Source organism: Dorea longicatena, from assembly GCF_024168045.1.
GTDB lineage: Bacteria > Bacillota > Clostridia > Lachnospirales > Lachnospiraceae > Dorea_A.
The window spans coordinates 823,952-846,737 of record NZ_CP100126.1 but is presented as its reverse complement, the minus strand read 5'-3'; the positions used below and the strand labels follow the sequence as shown (position 1 = coordinate 846,737).

The window sequence follows — 22,786 nt, the reverse complement described above, 5'->3', positions numbered from 1 at the left end:
TTAAAAAAGCCTCGCCCCAAAAGGGACGAGACATATAACCCGTGGTACCACCCTGATTCCCGTAAAAACTTTTACGGACACTCATTATTGCGTAACGTGCATCATACGGCGTTCTCTACTGTTATTTCAAGAACACAGCTCACGCGGGAAATTCATTTACCATCTGAACCCAAGGGAACTTTCAGCCTGTTGATTCCCTCTCTCTATCGGAAAATGGCTCACTACTTACACGGTCATTGCCTTTATCTCATAATACCTAATTATTGTATCATATGGCTCAGAGTTGTCAAGTCAGAAATTCTACCCCTGCTCCATATCCCGCAAAATCATATTTACTTCTCCGCCTAGCAGTAAGATATACATACAAAAATACAGCCACAACATGATCAATACAATCGTTGTCAGACTCCCATACATTGATGAAAATCCTTTAAAAATATCCAGATAGACCGAGAAAATCCAGGATACGATCATCCATCCGACTGCTGAAAATGCAGCTCCCATCAGCTGGATTCTCAACTGTACAATGTGGTTCGGCAGGAATTTATAGATCATCATCGTAAATACAAACAGTAATACCGGCGTGATGATTCCGCGAATCCGCATGATCTGATCCACCAAGCGTTCCATCACCGGATAGTGTTCCGTTACAAACAGATTCAACGTATTACCGAACACCGATAATACCAGTAGAAAAATGATCACAATTATAAATGCCACTGTATAAAAGGTTGCACGTATTCGCAAAATAATATAATTACGTGTCTCTTTACAGTCATAGACACAGTTCAAACCTGTCGTCAGTGCCAGCACCCCTTTCCCGGCTGACCAGAGTGCAACAATAATAGTCAGCGAGATGATTCCGCCGGACTGATTATAAACCTGATTAACGATCGATGTGATCAGACTGTCTACGGATTTTGGAAACACCTGAAGAACCGCTGTCATAACATCTGCCTTCGTAACCGGTGTATACTGTACCAATGTGATCAGCAGTAAAATGATCGGAATCATACTGAGCATAAAGAAATACGCTGCCTGTGCAGCATAGGCACCTACATGATCTTTTCCGACCTGTCCGGTTATTTCCATTACTTTATCATATAGAAACTTAACTTTTTTCATTCTTATCTCCCAAAATATTCGTCTCTATATTCTACCCGATTTTCATTTATTTGTCTATTAGAAATTATTCTGTTTCTTGTTATGTTTTTTCAAATACTTTTTCATTGATTATACTTATCATTCAATTGTCGTTCCGGGATAGAACATTTGTAGTATTTGCTGATAATTCTTTCCTTTTTTTGCCATTTCATTTGCTCCGTTCTGACTCATGCCAATACCGTGTCCATATCCACCACCCTTAATCTTGAAGGTGTTTCCTTTCTTTTCTACTTTAAAAAAGGCACTCGGAAGAAGTCTGCTTCCCTTTACAGCTGTCCCGTCCTGTTTCTTTATCTCATATCCGCTTCCCCCCAGTGCTCTGCGGATCTTATTTTCCGTATCAACAACAACTGTTCCCAGATCTCCTGATACTTTTATCTGTAACGCTGCACCGCCCGGTCCGCTTTTCGTCACCTCCAGTGACTGCACAGTTCCTATATTCTTTTTTGTATTCTCTGCGATCATTTTGGACAATGTATTCTGATCTATATCTGCTTCCCACCGGTACCATGGAAGATCTCTCTCATAATCACCTGTCTGATCTTTCACTTCTACAGACTGAAGATATGCATTTTCTGCCTTCTCTTTCGTTCCCCACGCAGCCATCGTTGTTGTCTTTCCGCAGGAAGTCGAATAGTAATAGGCGGTTATAATATTTCCATTATATTTCAATACTTTTCCTGCCGTCTCCTGTACAGCCTCTGTTGCAGCTTGTTGCGATGCCGAATTATTATACACCTGGTAATCCGTACTGTCATTCACATGAGCCTGATATTCCGGATATGCATAATCCATAATCTGCCGGTATGCATAACTTCTTGCGCATATCGCCTGGGCTTTTAATGCTTCCTTCTGATATGATGCGGGCATCTCACTCGGAACCACTTTACATAGATAATTCTCCAGCGAAAGTTCATTTACCATCACAACTCCTTCTGATGTGGCATACAGATCCAACGCACCTGCATAAGACGGATTCCCGTAGCCCCGCCTGATACTGCGAACGGTTATCTCTCCGCCATCAATTGCCTGTATACGGATCTTTCCATTTTGAAATCCCGTATCTTCTTTTGTGATCTTAATTTTTTCATTTCCTGCAGTTTCTTCCAGGCCATCCTTCTTTTCAATTCTTAAGCCTCCCGCTGCACTGATTTCTACCTCTCTATGTACGATCTGCTGATATCCATCTGTCATGATCAATACCCGGATATTTCTCTGAGGATCCGCATCCTTTTCCGGGGTCTTGTCTTTACTTTCACTTTTTTCCTCTCTGTCTTTCGATGATACTGTTTTCCACAATTCTTCCCACCGGCTCTGAATCGATATTCCCGGATAGGACTCCTTCTTTCCGGCTGCATTTTTTTCTAACCCGGATTTCAGCCCTGTAATCAGACACAGCAGCAATAAAATCCATGCAATGTAGATGCTATAATGCCTGTTGTTCCGTTTCCGCACTTTATTTTCCTTTCTTTGACTGTCTTTCTCAGATCCGCTTACCTGAACCTGATGGCGATTTCAAAAAAAGACAGCCGTTAAAACGACTGTCTTTTATCTTTTGTATATTCCCCAAAATGCCGATTCCTGTATTCTGACTCCTAGCACCCGCTAGGTGGGTATCCGCATCTGCTTTTCTGCCTTCCACTGCAAAGTCGATGGCCTGACATATTACAGAGATGTAAGACTCCCGTTTAAAGTATTGTAGGTTCAAAACTACAAGAGTATCGAACATTTCAGGTTTCCACTGCACTTATTATAACCCATTTACATGGATTTTACAACCCTTTACAATTGTCTGATTTTAATCAGATAGATAAGTGTCTCTTATAACTGTGGTCCTGCTGAAACTAAAGCTTTACCAGCTTCATTTCCTTCATATTTAGCAAAGTTCTTGATGAATCTTGCAGCAAGATCTTTTGCTTTTTCATCCCACTCAGCTGCATCGGCATATGTGTCACGAGGATCAAGGATTCCTGTGTCAACACCGGTAAGTTCTGTAGGTACTTCGAAGTTGAAGTATGGAATTGTCTTTGTTGGAGCATTCTTGATGTCTCCGTTCAGGATGGCATCAATGATTCCACGTGTATCCTTGATAGAGATACGTTTTCCTGTTCCGTTCCATCCCGTGTTAACCAAGTATGCTTTTGCACCGCTCTTCTCCATCTTCTTAACAAGTTCCTCTGCATATTTTGTAGGATGCAGTTCCAGGAATGCCTGTCCGAAGCAAGCTGAGAATGTAGGTGTAGGCTCTGTGATTCCACGCTCTGTACCTGCAAGTTTTGCTGTAAATCCTGACAGGAAGTAGTACTGTGTCTGCTCTGGTGTCAGTACAGATACCGGTGGAAGTACTCCGAATGCATCAGCTGACAGGAAGATTACATTTTTAGCAGCAGGTGCTGAAGATACAGGACGCACGATATTTTCAATATGATCGATCGGGTAAGATACACGTGTATTCTCTGTTACAGTCTTATCTGCGAAATCAATCTTTCCATTTTCATCAAGTGTTACGTTCTCAAGAAGTGCGTTACGCTTGATTGCATTGTAGATATCCGGCTCAGACTCTTTGTCAAGGTTAATAACCTTAGCATAGCATCCGCCTTCAAAGTTAAATACTCCGTTGTCATCCCATCCGTGCTCGTCATCACCGATCAGAAGACGCTTAGGATCTGTAGAAAGTGTTGTCTTTCCTGTTCCTGAAAGTCCGAAGAAGATTGCTGTATTCTCTCCGTTCAGATCTGTATTGGCTGAGCAGTGCATAGAAGCCATTCCCTTAAGTGGGAGGAAGTAGTTCATCATAGAGAACATACCTTTCTTCATCTCTCCGCCGTACCATGTATTCACGATAACCTGCTCTTTGCTTGTGATGTTGAACATTACTGCTGTCTCTGAGTTCAGTCCTAATTCTTTGTAATTTTCAACTTTTGCTTTAGAAGCATTGTATACTACGAAGTCTGGCTCAAAGTTTTCAAGCTCTTCTTCTGAAGGTTTGATGAACATATTTGTTACGAAATGAGCCTGCCATGCAACTTCTACGATGAAACGGATTGCCATACGTGTATCTTTGTTTGCTCCGCAGAATGCATCTACAACATAAAGTTTCTTGTTAGAAAGTTCTTTGATTGCAATATCTTTTACTGCGTCCCAAGCTTCCTGTGTTGCAGGATGGTTATCATTCTTATATTCATCAGATGTCCACCATACAGTATCTTTTGAATTCTCATCAACTACGATGAACTTATCTTTAGGAGAACGTCCAGTATAGATACCTGTCATTACATTGACTGCACCAAGTTCACTTTCCTGTCCTTTTTCAAAACCTTCCAGTTCCGGTTTTGTCTCTTCCTCAAATAATAATTCATAAGAAGGATTGTGCACGATTTCCGTCGTTCCTGAAATGCCATACTTACTTAAATCGATTTTAGCCATCTTCATTTAACCTCTTTTCTTTTATTTACTGCTGTATATTTATAAATTCTGGTTTTTCATACTCTTCCACAACAGCATTTGCCTTATTATTGCATTTTTCCGCGCAAAAGTCAACACTTTAACAATCTTTTCAAAGCACTATTTTGCAACTCCTATATCGCAATCCGTTATTTTTTCTGCTTTTATTCTTTTATATAGTTCAAAAATGCAAGATTTTTATAGAAACCTTGCATTTAGTAATTTTTATCGATTATGAATTTTATTTATTTTTAATATAAAGTTTTATACTTCTAAAATATTCTTTACTGTGTCTTTCATCTTATCTGCATCACATTCCAGATCATGCAGGATATTAGCATTCAGAATATCTTTGATTGCCTGTGGCATCTCACGTCCGGATGTTTCTTCCAAAACACTTAGAAGGCTGAATTCATCCTGATCAGCATACTTCGGATCGATTGCGCTCATCACACTCTTCACGAATTTGTACGGACTTGCAGTCGATGCGATCACACATTTCTTATCATCGCCACTGTTCTTCTGATAACAACCGCATACATACGACGCTACACTTGTATGCGTGTCCATAACATATCCTGTCTTATCGTATACTTTTTTAATATTCTCTGCGCACTCTTCTTCTGTTGCGTACCCTGCTGCGAAATCAGCAAGACGCTCCTTCATATCTTCTGTGATCGTATATTTTCCGGCTGATTTTAATGCTTCCATCATATCCTTCGTCTTCTGATCATCATCTCCGCTGATTCTGTAGATCAGACGTTCCAGATTGCTGGAGATCAGAATATCCATGGATGGGGATGTAGTGAGGATAAACTCACGGTTTCTGTCATAATCTCCTGTCTGGAAGAAGTCAAACAATACCTTATTGTCATTTGAAGCACATACCAGCTTATCAATCGGTACTCCCATCTGTTTTGCATAATATGCAGCCAGAATATTTCCAAAGTTACCTGTCGGTACTACCACATTGATCTTTTCACCATCTTCAATCTCTTCATTTTCCAGAAGTTTTGCATATGCATTGACGTAATATACCACCTGTGGAACCAGACGTCCGATATTGATAGAGTTGGCTGATGAAAACTGATAGCCTTTCTTTGCGAGTTCTTCCGCCAGTTCTGTATCTTCGAACATCGCTTTCACACCACTCTGTGCATTATCGAAATTGCCATGGATCGCTACTACGTTTACATTCTCTCCTCTCTGTGTCACCATCTGGAGTTCCTGTACCTTGCTGACACCATTCTTTGGATAGAATACGATGATCCTCGTTTCTTCCACATCCGCAAAGCCTGCAAGTGCGGCTTTTCCTGTATCTCCGGATGTTGCAGTCAGAATCACGATCTCATTTTTAACGTCGTTCTTCTTTGCCGAAGTTGTCATCAGATGCGGCAGGATTGATAATGCCATATCTTTGAATGCGATTGTTGCACCATGGAACAATTCCATGTAATAAGTATCATCTACTTTTACGAGCGGCGCAATTTCTTCTGTGTCAAATTTGCTGTCATATGCTTTATCAATACAGTTTTTCAGTTCCTCTTCTGTAAAATCTGTCAGGAACTGCTTCATTACGAGATATGCGATCTCCTGATATGTCTTTCCTTTCAGATCTGACATTGTTACATCCAGCTTTGGAAGTTCCGATGGTACAAAAAGTCCGCCATCCGGAGCAAGTCCTTTCAGAATTGCCTCTGATGCTGTTACTTTCAGATTAGAATTTCTTGTACTTTTGTAATATAAACCCATGCCAACGCTCTCCTTATTATGATTACTTTCTCTTACTGTTTGTATATTTTACCAGTCCGCCTGCTGCGATCAGTTTCTGCATGAACTCTGGAAACGGCTGTCCCTTGAATTCTGTTCCTTTTGTTCTGTCATAGATCTTACCGCTGTCAAAATCAATCTCTACTTCATCACCTGCTTCAATTGCTTTTGCAGCCTCCGGACACTCAATGATCGGAAGTCCGATGTTGATCGCATTGCGATAGAAAATTCTTGCAAATGTCTCTGCAATAACGCAACTGACACCTGCTGTCTTAAGACATAACGGTGCATGTTCCCTGGAAGAACCACATCCAAAGTTCTTGTTGGCAACAATGATATCTCCAGGCTGTACCTTATTGACGAATTCAGGATCGATATCTGCCATTGCATGGCTCGCAAGCTCCTGTGCATCATAAGAATTCAGATATCTTGCCGGGATGATTACGTCTGTATCTACGTTATCGCCGTATTTAAAAACATGTCCTAAAGCTTTCATTATTTGTCACCTACTTTCTCTGGATTTGCGATGTATCCTGCGATCGCACTTGCTGCTGCTACTTCCGGTGATGCCAGATAAATCAGAGAATCTACATGTCCCATTCTTCCCACAAAGTTACGGTTTGTTGTAGATACACATTTTTCTCCTGCTGCCATAACGCCCATATGTCCACCCATACAAGGTCCGCAGCTTGGTGTATTGACTGCACATCCTGCGTCTACGAAAATTTCCAGAAGACCTTCTCTGATACACTGTTTGTATATCTTCTGTGTAGCCGGAATGACCATAACACGTACATCCGGATGAACCGTATGTCCCTGAAGAATGGCAGCTGCTTTTCTCATATCTTCCATTCTTCCGTTTGTACAGGATCCTATCACAACCTGATCGATTTTGATCGGTTCCATTGCCTCGATCTCGTCAATTGTCTTCGCATTTCCCGGAAGATGTGGAAATGCAACGGTTGGACGGACTTCTGAAAGATCAATCTCTACAATACTTTCGTATTCCGCATCTTCGTCCGCTTCATATACATGATAGTCTTTCTTTGTATGTTCTTTTAAATATTCTTCTGTCTTCTCATCTACCGGGAAGATTCCGTTCTTGGCTCCGGCTTCGATCGCCATATTTGCCATTGTGAATCTGTCTGCCATAGAAAGATTCCTGATTCCGTCTCCGGTAAATTCCATAGATTTATAAAGCGCACCATCTACACCGATCTTGCCGATGATATGAATGATGATATCTTTACCGCTTACATATCTGCCCGGTTTCCCTGTCAGTACGAACTTGATCGCACTCGGAACTTTGAACCACAGTTCTCCCATTGCCATACCTGTTGCAATATCCGTCGTTCCGACACCTGTCGAAAATGCACCAAGTGCACCATATGTGCAAGTATGCGAATCTGCTCCGATGATACATTCACCTGCTGCAACCACTCCTGCTTCCGGAAGAATTGCATGTTCTACTCCTGATTTTCCCTGTTCAAAATACCAGCTGAGCCCCTGATCTTTGGCAAACTCACGGATTGCTTTTGAGTTTTCCGCAGACTTGATGTCTTTGTTCGGTGTAAAATGGTCCGGAACAAGAACTACTTTATCTTTATCAAATACTTTATCTGCCATCTGTCTGAAGATTGGTAATGCCATAGGACCTGTAATATCATTTGCCATGACTACATCTAATTTTGCTTCTATTAACTGACCGGCTGTCACGCTGTCGAGCCCAGCATGTGCTGCCAATATCTTCTGTGTCATCGTCATTCCCATAACGAATCTTTACCTCCTTGATTCTCATAATTTTATACTGTATTTTAGCACAGTAAAAAAGGGCATGCAAGAAATTATAAATTTTAATGCATAATTTTTCAAAAATACATCTTCTTTTTATTTCTGTTTTTTTATATTATGCAGGTATGGAATTTCAATCGGATCAATCGGTGTTGCCGGATTTTCAATCTTTCCTTTCAAAATTCTTTTCCGTTTTTTCAGAAGTGCCCCGCCCTTATTATAGAACCAGAATGAATACGTCAGGATCTTATGCGCTGGTCCCATCTTGTCTTTGGCTGTCTTTCCGTACAACACGCCTCCGGCCTCGATTGCCGCTTTACTCCGTATCAGGGCGATCAGTTCCGTCTCACAGGTCACTCTTTCCGGAAGAATGGTATAGCCTGTCCCTATGCAGTCCGGTCTGTGTGCGTCACTTCCGCCGATTCCCGGCTTTTTGTATTTCTCTGCAAGCTTCCTTGCTCCTTCATTCGATTCTGCTGATTCACATGCATTAAACGCCTCAATGAAATCAAACCTTTTGATCAGTTCCGGTGATTTATAAAACCTTCCCGTATTAGTAAAACTCAGATACTTTTCCCCGCATGGATGTGCCGGTCCGAGGATTCCTCCGTGTCTGTGCACAAAGTCAATCAGAACAGACACCGGGAGTCCCTTTATTTCCAGAAGACGCATCTTTACACCTTCCGGCATAATACAAATGATATGTCCCGCATCCAGAGTATCATACTCGATTCCTTTCAACACAACAAAATCTTCATGTACCTTGCCTTTCATATGATATTTCCAATGACGATAACCATGATACGTATCGTGATCTGTGATCAGCATCCCGTCAAATCCTTTTTCCTTCAGGGTTGTGATGTATTCGTCCAAGCTTACCCTGCTGTCTACTGAGCCTTCCCGCACATGGCAATGCATATCCAATTTCATAAGTAAGCCTCCTTAACTTTATTCTTAGCAACATTATAGCACATCCCTTATAACAAAAATACCCGTTGCAGATCTTAATTTTCTGCAACGGGTATATATTTTTTGCTTTAGTCAATATCATCCGCATGAAGAACTACGACATCCGAATCGTCTGTCTCGAATATCTCGACATCATCTTCATCCAGGAATCCGCCTTCCGGCACATCCGTCATTTTGGCATCTACATTTTCCTCATCATCTGTATCTTCCGGCTCCGGCTTATCATCGTCTATGTCAAATATCTCTGTCACCGTCTCTTCCGGTTCTCCCTGATCTCCCTGATCTCCCTGATCTCCGGCTTCCGTTTCTTCCTCCTGAGATTCTTCCACATCTCCATCATCGAGAAGCATTCTGGCCTTTTCTACTTCCGATTCCATCGAAACCTGTTCTTTGATCTTTTTCGAAAATATTTTTTCCCTCTTTCCGATCTTTCTCGACTGCATCATTGTCTGAACCGTGATGCCAATTACTGCGATCGCTGCACTCATTACATATCCGATCCAGCCAATCTTTGTCATCCCAAGAAGAAACGGAAGTGCCATTCCTGCTTCCACTCCTCCTACAATACCGGTTACAAAGATGACCAGAAATTCCGCAAAGATGACTGTCAGTATTGCGATGACCAGTGCAACCGCTGCGCAGATTCCAAGTACTATAACTGACCGCGCTTCCACAAGGGTAACAAATGTCCCCCATGATCCCAAGAAAGTCATAACAAATATTCCGAATTTTCGTAGTACTGCACACATGATACACAATACCACTCCGCACACGGCAATTGTCGCAACCATCTTTGTCGTATCAAGACCTGCCACTGTTCCGATCACTGCTCCGATCACTGCTCCGGTTCCAAGTCCCATCATCGCCGAAAGTACTCTTACAAGCTTCAGACCAAACAATGAAATAATCACACCCACTACAACAATCGCAATCAGCACACCCATTATCTCCGGTGTCTTCCCTGCAACAAATATACTCGTGGGCCCATCTGCCGAATTAAAAACTGATGTAAAGTTCTCCATATTCATACCCGTTTCTCCTTTGCCCCTTATTATGCTTTAAGAATAGAAAAGACTGTGCCTCCGAAGATTCACAGCCTTTGGTTCCTTATATCCGCCTCTAGAATGCTACTGCTCCTGTCTCTGTTCCATTAATAACATAGTATACTGCAGATTCTTCTGGTTTTATGTATAACTCCATCGTCTTGATATCTCCGATTTTCTTTCCAGAAGATGTCCATGCCTTCTTTACTCTTGCGATCATATCTTTTTCTTCTACCTGTTTTCCAAAGTATTCTACAAACGCACTTACTTTGATTTCTTTTTTTGCTGTTGTTTTTCTCGCAGTTGTCTTCTTTGCTGTCGTCTTCTTTGCTGTCGTCTTCTTTGTGGTCGTCTTCTTTGCTGCTGTCTTTGTCTCAGCTTCAGCTTTCTTGACAGATTCTGTCTTTACAGCTTTGTCTTCAACTTTTTTCTCGGCCTTCTTTGCTTCCGGCTTAGCTGTTTCTTCTTTTGTAGTCGGTTTTACTGGCTCGGTCTTTGGAGCTGCTGTTTTTACCGGCTCCTTCTCTATCTTCTTCGGCTCTGTTGCTGCCACTGCCTTTACTGTCTCTGCTTTCTTCGTTGTCTCTGCTTTTTCTGATGTCTTTGTCACTGGTGCAGTTACTTTTGCAGTTACATCCTTTGTGGTTGCTGTTGTTACTTTTTTTGTAGCCATTTCATTTCCTCCTAAATCTCTCTAAGCCTCATCACCTAGTTGTCAATATTATAACACATTCTTCCAAAAATGCAATTCTATGCCACAGACAGCATTCTACACTCCGGTCAGCTCCAGGATCAGACCTGCGATCACAGCAATCACATACAATACTGCTATAATTTTTATATTTTCCTTCTTATCCGGATTCACTTTGAACAATACTACAAGCCCGATACCGGCTCCCGTGCAAAGTCCCGCAATCACAGAGGAAAAAGAAATTGCTCCACTCAGATACAGCTGTGTCAGAATCACGGACGCCGCACAATTTGGAATCAGGCCGATCAAAGCCGCAATTGCCGGCTGGAACACAGTATCTCCAAGCATCATAGCTGAAATCTTGTCAATTCCAAGTATGTCAATACACAGATTTAAAATAAACGTAAATACAAACAGATACAAAAAAATCTTTCCCGTATGGCGAAGTGCAGGTTTTACTATTCCAGCCGAATGATTGTGACATCCACAGTCATGACAGAGTTCTCCTTCATGATGCGGCACTGCAATTTCTTTTTTAAAGAAAATATCTACCAGATATCCTGCAATAATTGCAATGATCACTTTTGCCAGAAGCAGCACACCGATCTTTCCTGCATGTTCCGGATTTCCCATTATAATAAGTATTGCCTCATCCGATGTGGCTAGAAACACTGCGATCAATGTTCCAACCGTAATGATTCCGCCTGAATACAGATTTGCTGCCATAACCGAAAATCCACACTGAGGGACACATCCTACGATTGCTCCTACAACCGGTCCTGCCTTATCTACTTTCACCATGAGTTTTTTTGTAAAATCACTGGAATAATGCTCCAGTGCCTCTATCAGCAGAAATGCAAGAAACAGGAATGGAAGCATCTTCACACAATCGATTGCCGCATCCAGTAATATATCAATAAACATTTCCATATCTACCGTCTCTCCTTTATTTTTTTCATAACATTTTTATTCTAGATGTTATGGTCGTATTTTTCAAGCAAAATATGTAGTCTTACTTTGTATATTTTTCTCATTTATCCTGTAATTTTCAGTCTTTTTTTCTGTATAATACATTATATATAGACTATTTTTACAGAAAGGATGTGGCCATATGAGTACTTTTGAACGATCCTGTATATTTAACCGTAATATTTTTCATAATATGCCTAACATGCTTATGAAAATACTTCCGGATTGCAAAGAGTATGAGGATATTGTAAAAGTATGCCATACAGAAGGCATGCATCTGAAATTATATTCAGATATTCAGAATACAGAAACGGTACTCGGATTCGAATCATAATATTTAAGGGTAATAAGAAATGAGCGGCCTACACCGCTCATTTCTTATTATATCTTTCATTTCATTGTCCGTTATCTTTTATAGATTCCTTCCAGCACATTAACCGTTCCTTCGATTCCAAGAAGGCTTGCATTCAGTAATATGTCATGAGAACTGATGCTTCCCCATTCCTGTCCTGTATGAGTTTCATAATAATATTTTCGTTCTCTGTCCATACGTTTGATGCGATCCAGAGCTTTCTTCTCAGACACATCGTATCTTTCCGCTATACGTTTGATGCGGTCAGCCCGGTCAGCACAGATGAATACGTTAATGCAGTTTGGATTGTCCTTCAGGATATAGTCTGCACATCTGCCCACGATCACACATGGCCCACGTTCTGCAAGTTTTTTGATGATCTCCGTCTGCAGTTCATACATCTGCTCAGATAACGGCTGCACATATTCTTCCGAATTAATATAGGAAGAATATCCCATCGGTGTGATCAGATAACTGGATACGAAACTGTTAAGAGAAGTCTCATCAATCGCCTTTGCTGTCTCTTCTCTGATATCCATCTTCTCTGCTGCCATTCTGACAAGATTGTTATCATATAACGGAATATCCAGTCTTGTTGCAAGAAGATTGCCAATCTCATGTCCGCCGCTTCCAAATTGTCTGCCTATTGTTATAATCTTATGTGTCGTCATAGGTATCCCTCCTTCGGATGAAAGTATCACGATTTCTTTGTCCCTATTATACCTGTTTCCGTCAGAAAATACCATATGTTTCATTCGATTATTCTGTCAATTTTACACTACCTGTCGTCTTTCCTCTACCAGAAATCCTTTTTTCCTCAGTTCCTGCTCGATCAGATCCAGCGTCTCTTCGCTGTCGGCACTGACCTTATGATAATGATAATTAGATGTGATATTCTTAAGCGGACTTGACTTTCCGCTCCGAATATCTTCCATAAATGCGCCAACCTTTCTTCTGGAATTTAAGACCAGTTCCGCTTCCATTTTTCCATAGACTCTGTGATGGATCATTACATTATCCACACATCCTCCCAGATCAACGATCGTATTCAGTTCTTCTTCCAGTTGTTCATCCGTATGCTGGACTTTAAATATCCGGCACACTGTCGTTGGCTGATTCAATATATAGCCTCGGTTTGTAGATATGATCTCATATCCTGCTGCCCGGATCAGTGCAATATCCTGCACGATCACCTGACGGCTGACATTATAAAAGGAAGCAAGCTTTGTTCCGGATACCGGGGCTTTACTTTCCTGAATCTGTCTGATTATCTGCTCTCTTCTTTCAGATCCATGCATTTCCTGTTGCCACCTCCCATGTTCTTTTTCTAAATGATCTGCCTGTCCATGTATTTTCTCTATACACAGTAACTACATTATAATACCGCATGAAGATGCTTTAAGGAAATGTCTAAAATTGGAGCAGAGTGTGTCAATGCCCCGCTGGAAATATAATCTACACCAAGCGCAGTCAGTCTGCCGATATTCTCTTTTGTTACATTACCGGAACACTCAGTCTCCGCGCGTCCATCGATGATGCGGATTGCCTCCTGCATCTCCTCTGTGGACATATTATCGAGCATGATAATATCTGCCCCCGCTTCTACCGCTTCTTTTACCATATCCAGATTCTCCACTTCTACTTCAATCTTGCGTACAAATGGTGCATATTCTTTAGCCATCTGAATAGCCTTTGCTACACTTCCCGCTGCTCCGATATGATTATCCTTTAACAGAACACCGTCAGACAGATTATAACGGTGATTATATCCGCCGCCTGCTCTGACTGCATATTTTTCAAAAATTCTCATATTCGGAGTTGTCTTTCTGGTATCTAAAAGTTTTGTCTTGCTCTCTCCCAGAAGTGAAACCACCGAACGTGTATAACTTGCAATCCCGCTCATTCTCTGCAGATAATTCAGTGCAACCCGCTCTCCGGAAAGAAGGACACGGATATCTCCTGTTACTTTTCCCATTAACTGCCCGTTCTTTACTTCATCACCGTCTTTGCAGAAAAATTCTACTTTCGTGTCTTTATCTAACAATTCGAAAACTCTCTGAAATACCTGTAACCCTGCAATCACTCCATCCTGCTTGCAGATCAGGTCTACTTCTCCTGTTACAGCTTCATGCATGACCGCATTGGTGGTCACGTCCTCGCTTGAAATATCTTCTCTTAATGCCTCCATGATCAGATGATCTACCTGTAATGTCATTGTTATATTATTCATGTTGTGCTCCTTTACCCTGCTTTGTATTTATCTCTTTCATATCCGTGCATTCACACGCTGCACTCATTATACCATCTTACACTACTTTTCGTTCAGACAAATTTTTCTTAGTTTCTTCCTTTTTGATCTTTGTTGCTGCACGTTTTGCAAATACAAGACTTTCTAAAAGGGAATTACTTGCCAGGCGGTTCGCACCATGAACACCATTGCAGCTTGTCTCTCCAACTGCATACAAATGCTCCATAGACGTCCTGCTATCCGAATCAACCCAGATTCCACCCATGAAATAATGCTGTGCCGGTACGACCGGAATGTATTCCTTTGTTACATCATAGCCTTCTTCCAGACAGTGTTCATAAATGTTCGGGAAATGATTTAAAATAGTTTCTTTCGGTATATGTTCCATAGAAAGCCATACATAATCGGTTCCATCCTTTTTCATCTCTTCTCTAATTGCTTTTGTCACCACGTCTCTCGGCAGCAACTCATCTACAAAACGCTCTTTATTCTTATTATAAAGAACCGCACCTTCTCCACGTACAGACTCTGAGATCAGGAAACGTCTTCCCGGTTTCTTCGAATATAATGTCGTTGGATGAATCTGTACATAATCCAGATGTTCCAGACGAATGTTGTGTTTCTTTGCTATTTCAATCGCATCTCCTGTCAGATGTGGAAAATTTGTCGAATGCTGGTAAGTTCCACCGATTCCGCCGCTTGCAAGGATTGTATTCTCCGCATAGATTTCGTATGTTCCGTTTTCATTCTCTGCTTTGATTCCCACACATTTTCCATTTTCGATGATCACATCCGTCATCTTTGTATATTCATATATTTTTACATTCTCAAGCTTCTTCACCTGTGCAAGCAGTTTGCTAGTGATCTCTTTTCCTGTCACATCTTCATGGAACAGGATTCTCGGTCTGGAATGTGCACCTTCTCTTGTATAGGCAAATTTTCCGTCCTTCTTTTCAAATTCCACACCGTATTTCACAAGATCATTAATAATATCTCTGGAATTACGGATCATAATATCCACAGATTCTTTCCGGTTCTCGTAATGTCCTGCCTTCATCGTGTCTTCGAAATAACTGTCATAGTCTTTTTCATCTCTTAATACACAGATTCCCCCTTGCGCAAGGAAAGAATCACTGCTTTCCAGATCTGATTTGGTAATTAGTATGATTTCCTGTTCTTCAGGTAAATTCAAGGCACTGAAAAGTCCGGCAACCCCACTTCCGACTATTACTACATCTGCATTCAGTTTCATAATACAACATCCTCTTTTCTATACTGCTTTCCGTTTACGGACAGTCCCTCCATATATATTCTTCTGACCGCTTAAACTTTTCACATTATACCACTGTTATTTACATGTGACAAGACAGTTGTTGTATTTATTCTTTACACATACAAGCCGGCTTTGATTTCATGCCTTCTGCTTTTTCCTATTCTACATTCTTCAACGCTTCATCCATCGGAACCTTTTTGATCTTCCGATATTCCAGAAGTGCTACCGCCACATAGGTAATAAATCCAACCAGGAACATTTCCACATATATTTTCGGATCGATCCACAGTGTGATCCAACCTGTCATACTTGACATCATCATTGCACGGAAGATCACATTCATCACTGCCTTTTCAATCGGAAGACTTATAAGCAGTTCTATGATAACCACAAGCATTGTCGACATAATATACAGCCTGCTGATCTCTCCGTTCGTATATCCAAGTATCTTTGTCATAGAGATAGACTGTGCATTTTTCTCGATAATGATCTTTGACAACAGATAGATGACGATCATATAGATCATGACTGCAAATCCATTGACCAGTCCCATCATATTTCCCATAGATACGTCCAGCTGTCTCGAAACCTTCGTCAATGCCTCCAAATCGATCACGGTGCCGATGTATTTCTCATCAATATCCCTGATCTTTGTATTTGAAAAATACCCTGCATAATAATCATTTCCAAGATCAAATGTCCTGTTCAGCTTATCACGACTCATAAATACACTGACAGCTCCGCTGTAATTATAGATTCCGTCTACTTTAAATGTATAACGTTTCCGCTCGTATTTTTCTTTTAACGTGATCTTATCTCCCGGTTCCACCTGATATTTGTCTGCATATGCAGCTGATACATAGACTCCTTTCCCCAGATCTGCCTTGATATATCTGCTGTCCGGTTCTACTCCGTACAGCATCACTTCTTCACTCTTCGCCTGTCCCGGAATTGTATTTAATGTATATGCGCTGAATTTTTCTGCAGTTTTATTCTCTGTCTCTGTCCCGTTGGAATACTGCATCAGCGCCAGTAAACTTTCCAGTTTACTTCCACTCATTGCCTCTGTCGGAACCTCAAGTATATACTGATATTTCGCCAGCATATTTCCCTGAATTTCTTCCTGATAATGATCCAATACGGATGGCAGCAACAATCCGAAGAATAATAACAGATTGGCAAACAGGATTCCTACAAACAGCACCATATAATTACTGATATTCTGGAAAATAACTCTCAGACGGAATCTTCGGAAAATTCCAAGCTTTGTGCTCAAATGTACCGCTCTCTTCTGTTTTCGTGAAGAAAGATCTCTTCTTATAAACTTAAGTGGTGACAGCCTTAATTTGTAATATAAAATACCAGAGTTAATGGTCAGCATAATAATAACCGGCACAACCGTCGTCATCCAGAATGCTTCCGCATTCCAGATCGTTACATATGTCGGAAGGCTGTAACTTCCATAGTACATACCGGCACATACCTGCTTTAATAACGTATATCCAAGAATATTTCCAACCAGCGCACCGATCAGCGTGATCACAACCGGAAGCGACATATAATGTATGATCAGTTCACGTCTTGTATATCCGGATGCACGAAGCGTACCGATAACTCCGGCTTCTTTTCTTATCGTATTACTGATCGTAATTCCAAAGACAAATGCAAGAATTGCCATTACGATATAAAGCAGCATAACCATCATCGCACGGTCACTTCCCATATCATCCCCGGTAAAACAGATCGACTGATTCTGAAATTGCGGCACAAAACTTTCCAGCGTCACAACACCAGTCATGTCTTCCATCAGATCTTCTGCCATTTTCTTTTCTTTCTTCTCTGTTTCCGGTTTTTTATCATAAACCCAGGCGTAATTATACTGTAGTTTCACCTGGTTTAATGCTTCAAAATCTTTGTCTGTAACGATCGCCACTCCAAACTTTACAGAATCAAACATCGTATCATTATTATTCTGAAATAATGCACTGTAATCCGAAAGAGCCACAAGTCCCGTAATCCGAAATGCCCTCTTTCCACTCTTTACCCAGTCTCCGATTTCCAGACTGTTATTCTCTGCATACATACGGTCCACGGCAATCTCACCGGACTTTTCCGGCATCCTTCCTTTCATCAGACATACCTTATCTACATCTTTCCGGTTCTTAAAAAACCGCACAGTGCTTCCGTTCGTCAGCTTTTGTTCTATATAAAAATTCTCATATATTTTTACATCCGATTTTTCGATGTCTTCTTTCTGAGTTGTAGTCAGCTTCTTTTTCGTCCGGAAATACCCATCTTCTATATTATATTTCTGAAAGCTGTCATCGTATGCCCGGATCATACTTCCATCCGCCACCAGAAATCCGGATACAAATGCAATCGTGATTGCCATCATGATAAAGACAACTAAATACTTTCCAAATTCACTTTTTAGTTCCCGCGGTAATCTTTTTCTTAAAGGACTTTTCATTTGTCATGTCCCCCTTACCATTCCAGATCGATTGCCGGAATCTTCACTTCATTTCTGTAATTTTTCCGGATCATTCCATCTCTGAGCTTCACTACTCTGTCGGCCATGTCTTTGATTGCATCATTATGTGTAACCATGATAATCGTATTGCCATATCTCTGATTGACCGTCTCGATCAGTTTCAGAATTTCCTTTGATGTATGATAATCCAGAGCGCCGGTCGGCTCATCACACAACAGAATATCCGGATTCTTGACGATTGCACGTCCGATTGCAGTTCTCTGCTGCTGTCCTCCTGATAACTGATTCGGCAGTTTTCTCTGATGTTCGTAAAGTCCCAGCGTATGTAATAATTCATCCACATCTAATGGCTGCTCCCTTAAATATGCCCCCACTTCAATGTTCTCCCGTACCGTCAGATTCGGTATCAGATTATACATCTGGAATATGTATCCCAGATGCTTTCTTCTATACAGTGAAAGTTTCTTCTCCGTCATATCCTCCAGACGTTCGCCTTCTATCGTAATACTGCCCTCGTCCGCACCATCAATTCCTCCGATGATATTCAGTAATGTTGATTTACCAGACCCCGATGGTCCCAGCAAAACACAAAATTCTCCTTTTTCTATATTCAGATCCAATCCTTTCAACACATTTACACAGCTGTCTCCTGTTCCAAATGATTTTTTGATTCCTCTTATTTCCAGAAACATCGTTCTCCTCCATAGTTATAGTTATATTTATATAACTAATGTTAGTTTAAACTTATTCATTTGTCAACGAAATCATTTTCGAAACTCTTTTACAGGACTTTTCAGAAAAATCGAGTACATATACATATTAAGAAAGGATGGCGTCCTGCGTACGTCATCCTTTCATTCCCTTCTCCGGGATCTAGATTGCTTTTATACATTTTATTATATCGAAACGATTGCTTTGAACTGATCACAGTCAATCTTAATATCAAATTCTCCTCCCAGTGCTTTCGCATAGGTACTTACGATTGCAAGTCCCAGTCCGTTACCCTCACTGGTTCTTGCCTTGTCGCCTCTTGAAAACCGTTCGATGATATCTTCTTTTTCAAAATCCATCTCATATCCGGATGTATTCGTAATCTCTAATACCATTTTCTGATCTGTACCCGCTTCCTTTTTATATGTCTTTATAAATACCCTGGTTCCTTTCGCCGAATACTTCAGCGCATTTTCCACCAAATTCTGGCAGATCCGGTAAAAATATGAATTATCAGAATAAATTGCCGTATCTTCTTCCGTAAGCTGAGTTACAAATTTCAGCCCGCTTTCTTTTATCCGGTCATCCATATCTGCAAATATCTGTTCCATCAGTCGATTAAGCTCAAAAGTTTCTTTGTGAAGTTCTACATTCCCACTGCTCGCTTTTGCAAGCGAAAACAGGCTGTTGATCATCTCACCAAGCTTTCCTGCTCTTGTCGATATCACGTCTACATAGTCCCTCACTACATCACTTAATTCTTCTTTTTTGATCAGTTCCAGATATCCGACGATGGAAGTCAGTGGTGTCTTCAGATCATGCGATACATTTGTGATCAAGTCTACTCTTAACTGGTCACTTCTCGATACCTTTTCCAGACTCTTCCGTTCAATCTCCAGCGCCTGTTCCAGACGCTTCTGAAAGAAGCTCTCCGTCTGCTCCATGATCTGATCCAGCTCATTTCTCCAGTATCTCTGGATCACTTCCCGGCAGCAGATATATTCTATAAACACCGTTGCTACCATCATATATCCGGCCGCATAATTCCATCCCCATCCGCTGCTGTAACTGATAAAGAAAAGATATGCCGCTGCTGCCGACAGTTCTACCGCCAGTATATTCCGAAATCTTTTTTCCGACTGTTTTTCTTTCGCCTTCCAGGTCTGATAATAGATACTGTCTTCTGTATCCTGCAGATAGGTCTCTGCACTCCCTTTCTGACTCCAGTTCCGATATCTCAGTTTCATATACCTGCGTACGAGCAGGCAGATTCCCGGCTGCACCAGGATATTGCCGATCAAGCAGATTCTCCATACGCCCCATGTACTGAAATAATATCTGTTCACTAACACCACAAAGAACAGGAAGCTTCCAATTATAAACAGCAGAAATCCAAATACGCAATCATAATATTCTTTTATAAACTTTTTAATTGCTTTTACCATATTTTTCCATTTTGTATCCAATTCCCCACACCACCTTTACATATCTTGGCTTCTTCGCATCAATCTCCACTTTTTCCCTGATATGACGGATATGTACCATTACAGTATTCTCTACAGTATAATCTGCTGTTTCCTGCCATACATTCTCATAAATCTGCTCTGCCGGAAATACCTGCCCGGGATGCGCCATCAATAGCCCCAGGATCTTATACTCCGTTGCCGTCAGATGCACTTCTTCTCCTTCAACAAAGATCACTCTCTGTTTCTTATCAAGTACCAGTCCGCCATTCACAATCTGATCCGGATCTTTCTTTTTTTCCGCTTCCATGTTACTCCATACACGGTATCTGCGTAAATGTGCTTTCACTCTTGCAATCAATTCTGCCGGATTATATGGCTTTTCGATATAATCATCTGCCCCAAGCGTAAGTCCCGATACCTTATCACTTTCTTCTGTCTTGGCCGACAGGATGATCACCGGGATCCTGCTTTTCTCACGCAGTTTCATCAACGCCGACAGACCATTGAGCCTTGGCATCATCACATCCAGAAGGATCAGGTCTACATTCTCCCGCTCCATGATATCCAGTGCTTCCATACCATCATAAGCTTTCAAAATCTCATAGCCTTCATATTTTAACAGTTCACTGATGGAATAGACGATTTCTTTATTATCATCTACTACTAATATTTTTTCTGCCTCCATTTCTTTCGTCTCTCCCCTCTTTTTCTTTACAGCCATACTATACCGCTCATGATTTAAATATTTCCCGATGCAATTCTTAAAAATTTCTTACAATTCGTCCTCACTGTGCAGGGACGAATAAAATGCAATTCCAAGTATCACCGCTCCTCCGACCAGTTCCCTGACTGTCGGGATCTCTCTTAAGAACAGAAGTGCAAATACGATGCCGTACACCGTCTCCATTCCTGAGATAATTCCCGCTGTCTGTGCTTTCACACCCTTTTGCGCCGTCACATATAAAGAATATGCAATTGCCGTACACAAAAAGCCAATCGTTACAACTCCTGCAAAATCCACCGGACGCCAGTCCGCTTTCACCAATCCCAGTGCCGGAAGCAGTGCAACAGCTGCTGTTCCCTGTTCATATAGACAGATTGTACGTCCTTTGTATCTGTTGGCAAAATACCGGTTCGACAATGTCATCACTGCATATGTAAAGCTCGCAATCATTCCCCAGATGATTCCGACCGTTACTTTATTCTCCACAGAAAACTCCGGAATTGTGATCAATACTCCCAGCAGAAGGATCAGTGCATTCAAAATATTCCTGCCACGAATCTTCTCATGAAATAATAACGGCTCTAAAAACGTCAGAAACAGCGGGAATGTAGAGAATGTAATCGTTCCAATTGCTACAGACGATGTCTGGATGGATTGAAAGAAGCTTGACCAGTGAATTGCCATTACCACACCTGTCATGATCATAAGACCATAATCTTTCTTTGAATCAAGCGTCAGCTTATCCTTGCAGACCAGAGATATTGCCAGCAAAAGCAGTGAAGAACAGATAACTCTTCCCATTGCCACCTGTACTGCCGGTACCTGTACATACTGACCGATCACTCCTGAAAAGCTAAAGCACATAACTGCAATATGCAGCAGGATCACATTTTTTCTTGTATTTTTACTCAACGATTTCTCACTCATAATACCCTCCTGTTAATCTATTTGTTTCTTCTCTTATTTTGTTGCTTCCTTGTTTTTCATAATTACGAACTATGAGAAACACGCTTCGCGAGTTTCTCAAGTTATCGCGGCAGTCGCCAAGGTCTCGTGCAAGCACGGACTTTGGCTCGTTGCTCGCGTAAATAAAAAGAAAAGCCCTAGTTTACCGATTCTTCAGAAACTATGACTTTCCTCTGTGTTCTTAAGTATATAAGAAAACCCGCCCATGACACGTTCTCCGTATTACTTAATATTATAGTGGACCTGGCGGGAGTTGAACCCGCGTCCGAAAGCCCATCCATTCGAGCATCTCCCATCACAGTCATTATATTAACATTCCCTCCATGCGGCACCTAATGACAGGTTCCTCACTTTAGTAGCTTCATAAGTTCTTCCATCTCCTCAAAGCTTTGGAAACGAAGTGCTCCGCCTGTTTGAAGCCGGTGACCCGGACAGCGGATGATCTGGGGCCGACTGCGGCCTAATTAGGCTGCGTACGCTAATTCTGTATTGTCTGCGTTTATATTTAAGTGGAACTTTTAACGTAGTGTCCCGCTACGGATGGCTTCTCCAACTTCCAGACCCCCGTCGAAACCAGTACAAGCCCTAAATCTAAATGCTTTCTTCTGGTCTGCAGACTGTCTTTACGTAAATTTAATTATAATCTCAAGTTGTTTTATTTGTCAAGCCTCTTATGTAATCTAAAAAGAGACGTACATGAAATTATATCATATA

General features: G+C 41.3%; 20 protein-coding genes, 2 other RNA genes and 1 other annotated feature. Of the genes, 1 reads left to right on the top strand and 21 read right to left on the bottom strand.

Annotated features, from left to right (window positions below):
- Positions 1-18 precede the first annotated feature (18 nt).
- Positions 19-246 (bottom strand) — a binding site (T-box leader).
- 54 nt (positions 247-300) lie between these two features.
- The 11 genes from NKF87_RS04125 to NKF87_RS04075 form a co-directional block, all read right to left on the bottom strand.
- Positions 301-1,125: a YihY/virulence factor BrkB family protein gene (locus tag NKF87_RS04125; protein WP_055281327.1), complete on the bottom strand. Its 825-nt coding sequence runs from the start codon at positions 1,123-1,125 to the stop codon at positions 301-303.
- A 117-nt stretch (positions 1,126-1,242) separates the two neighbouring features.
- Positions 1,243-2,619 (bottom strand): SpoIID/LytB domain-containing protein, encoded by a 1,377-nt coding sequence (locus NKF87_RS04120; protein ID WP_253584047.1) that lies wholly within the window; start codon positions 2,617-2,619, stop codon positions 1,243-1,245.
- Between the two features lie 104 nt (positions 2,620-2,723).
- Positions 2,724-2,904, bottom strand: a non-coding RNA gene (gene ssrS / locus NKF87_RS04115) — 6S RNA.
- Between the two features lie 81 nt (positions 2,905-2,985).
- Entirely contained in the window at positions 2,986-4,590 is a 1,605-nt protein-coding gene (gene pckA, locus NKF87_RS04110) for a phosphoenolpyruvate carboxykinase (ATP) (protein ID WP_227097534.1), read from the bottom strand.
- A gap of 282 nt (positions 4,591-4,872) precedes the next feature.
- A complete protein-coding gene (gene thrC, locus NKF87_RS04105; protein ID WP_253584045.1) occupies positions 4,873-6,360 on the bottom strand; it encodes a threonine synthase in 1,488 nt (495 codons plus the stop codon).
- Between the two features lie 22 nt (positions 6,361-6,382).
- Positions 6,383-6,874, bottom strand: coding sequence for a 3-isopropylmalate dehydratase small subunit (locus NKF87_RS04100; RefSeq protein ID WP_055281323.1), 492 nt, complete (start codon positions 6,872-6,874; stop codon positions 6,383-6,385).
- Complete coding sequence (gene leuC, locus NKF87_RS04095; RefSeq protein ID WP_055281321.1) at positions 6,874-8,148, bottom strand: 3-isopropylmalate dehydratase large subunit; 1,275 nt, start codon at positions 8,146-8,148, stop codon at positions 6,874-6,876. Before leuC ends, NKF87_RS04100 begins: the two co-directional genes overlap by 1 nt.
- Positions 8,149-8,265: 117 nt before the next feature.
- Positions 8,266-9,099 (bottom strand): PHP domain-containing protein, encoded by an 834-nt coding sequence (locus NKF87_RS04090; RefSeq protein WP_055281319.1) that lies wholly within the window; start codon positions 9,097-9,099, stop codon positions 8,266-8,268.
- Between the two features lie 107 nt (positions 9,100-9,206).
- Complete coding sequence (locus NKF87_RS04085) at positions 9,207-10,166, bottom strand: TMEM198/TM7SF3 family protein (RefSeq protein WP_117597054.1); 960 nt, start codon at positions 10,164-10,166, stop codon at positions 9,207-9,209.
- Between the two features lie 91 nt (positions 10,167-10,257).
- Entirely contained in the window at positions 10,258-10,854 is a 597-nt protein-coding gene (locus tag NKF87_RS04080; protein ID WP_195256640.1) for a DUF6465 family protein, read from the bottom strand.
- A gap of 96 nt (positions 10,855-10,950) precedes the next feature.
- Positions 10,951-11,802 carry a putative manganese transporter gene (locus NKF87_RS04075; protein WP_055281314.1) on the bottom strand — a complete coding sequence of 284 codons (852 nt, stop codon included), beginning with the start codon at positions 11,800-11,802 and terminating at the stop codon, positions 10,951-10,953.
- 181 nt (positions 11,803-11,983) lie between these two features.
- On the opposite strand from NKF87_RS04075, the gene NKF87_RS04070 reads away from it, so the two are divergent.
- Positions 11,984-12,175: a hypothetical protein gene (locus tag NKF87_RS04070; protein ID WP_055281312.1), complete on the top strand. Its 192-nt coding sequence runs from the start codon at positions 11,984-11,986 to the stop codon at positions 12,173-12,175.
- A gap of 71 nt (positions 12,176-12,246) precedes the next feature.
- Here the strand turns inward: NKF87_RS04070 and NKF87_RS04065 are convergent, their stop codons facing one another.
- From NKF87_RS04065 to ssrA, 10 genes are all read right to left on the bottom strand, one after another.
- Positions 12,247-12,864: an AAA family ATPase gene (locus NKF87_RS04065; RefSeq protein ID WP_028086866.1), complete on the bottom strand. Its 618-nt coding sequence runs from the start codon at positions 12,862-12,864 to the stop codon at positions 12,247-12,249.
- 102 nt (positions 12,865-12,966) lie between these two features.
- A complete protein-coding gene (locus tag NKF87_RS04060; protein ID WP_117597050.1) occupies positions 12,967-13,491 on the bottom strand; it encodes a transcription repressor NadR in 525 nt (174 codons plus the stop codon).
- A 77-nt stretch (positions 13,492-13,568) separates the two neighbouring features.
- Positions 13,569-14,423, bottom strand: a complete 855-nt coding sequence (gene nadC / locus NKF87_RS04055) for a carboxylating nicotinate-nucleotide diphosphorylase (protein WP_028086864.1) — start codon at positions 14,421-14,423, stop codon at positions 13,569-13,571.
- A gap of 76 nt (positions 14,424-14,499) precedes the next feature.
- On the bottom strand, positions 14,500-15,693 hold the full coding sequence (locus NKF87_RS04050) for an L-aspartate oxidase (protein ID WP_117597048.1): 1,194 nt from the start codon (positions 15,691-15,693) through the stop codon (positions 14,500-14,502).
- A 178-nt stretch (positions 15,694-15,871) separates the two neighbouring features.
- Entirely contained in the window at positions 15,872-18,184 is a 2,313-nt protein-coding gene (locus tag NKF87_RS04045) for an ABC transporter permease (protein ID WP_117597046.1), read from the bottom strand.
- 14 nt (positions 18,185-18,198) lie between these two features.
- A complete protein-coding gene (locus NKF87_RS04040; protein WP_117597043.1) occupies positions 18,199-18,897 on the bottom strand; it encodes an ABC transporter ATP-binding protein in 699 nt (232 codons plus the stop codon).
- A gap of 204 nt (positions 18,898-19,101) precedes the next feature.
- Positions 19,102-20,382 (bottom strand): sensor histidine kinase, encoded by a 1,281-nt coding sequence (locus NKF87_RS04035; RefSeq protein ID WP_117597041.1) that lies wholly within the window; start codon positions 20,380-20,382, stop codon positions 19,102-19,104.
- Positions 20,345-21,067 carry a response regulator transcription factor gene (locus NKF87_RS04030; RefSeq protein WP_117597252.1) on the bottom strand — a complete coding sequence of 241 codons (723 nt, stop codon included), beginning with the start codon at positions 21,065-21,067 and terminating at the stop codon, positions 20,345-20,347. Before NKF87_RS04030 ends, NKF87_RS04035 begins: the two co-directional genes overlap by 38 nt.
- A gap of 87 nt (positions 21,068-21,154) precedes the next feature.
- Positions 21,155-22,033 carry a DMT family transporter gene (locus NKF87_RS04025; RefSeq protein WP_117597039.1) on the bottom strand — a complete coding sequence of 293 codons (879 nt, stop codon included), beginning with the start codon at positions 22,031-22,033 and terminating at the stop codon, positions 21,155-21,157.
- Positions 22,034-22,307: 274 nt separating this feature from the next.
- Positions 22,308-22,658: a transfer-messenger RNA gene (gene ssrA / locus NKF87_RS04020) on the bottom strand.
- Positions 22,659-22,786 lie beyond the last annotated feature (128 nt).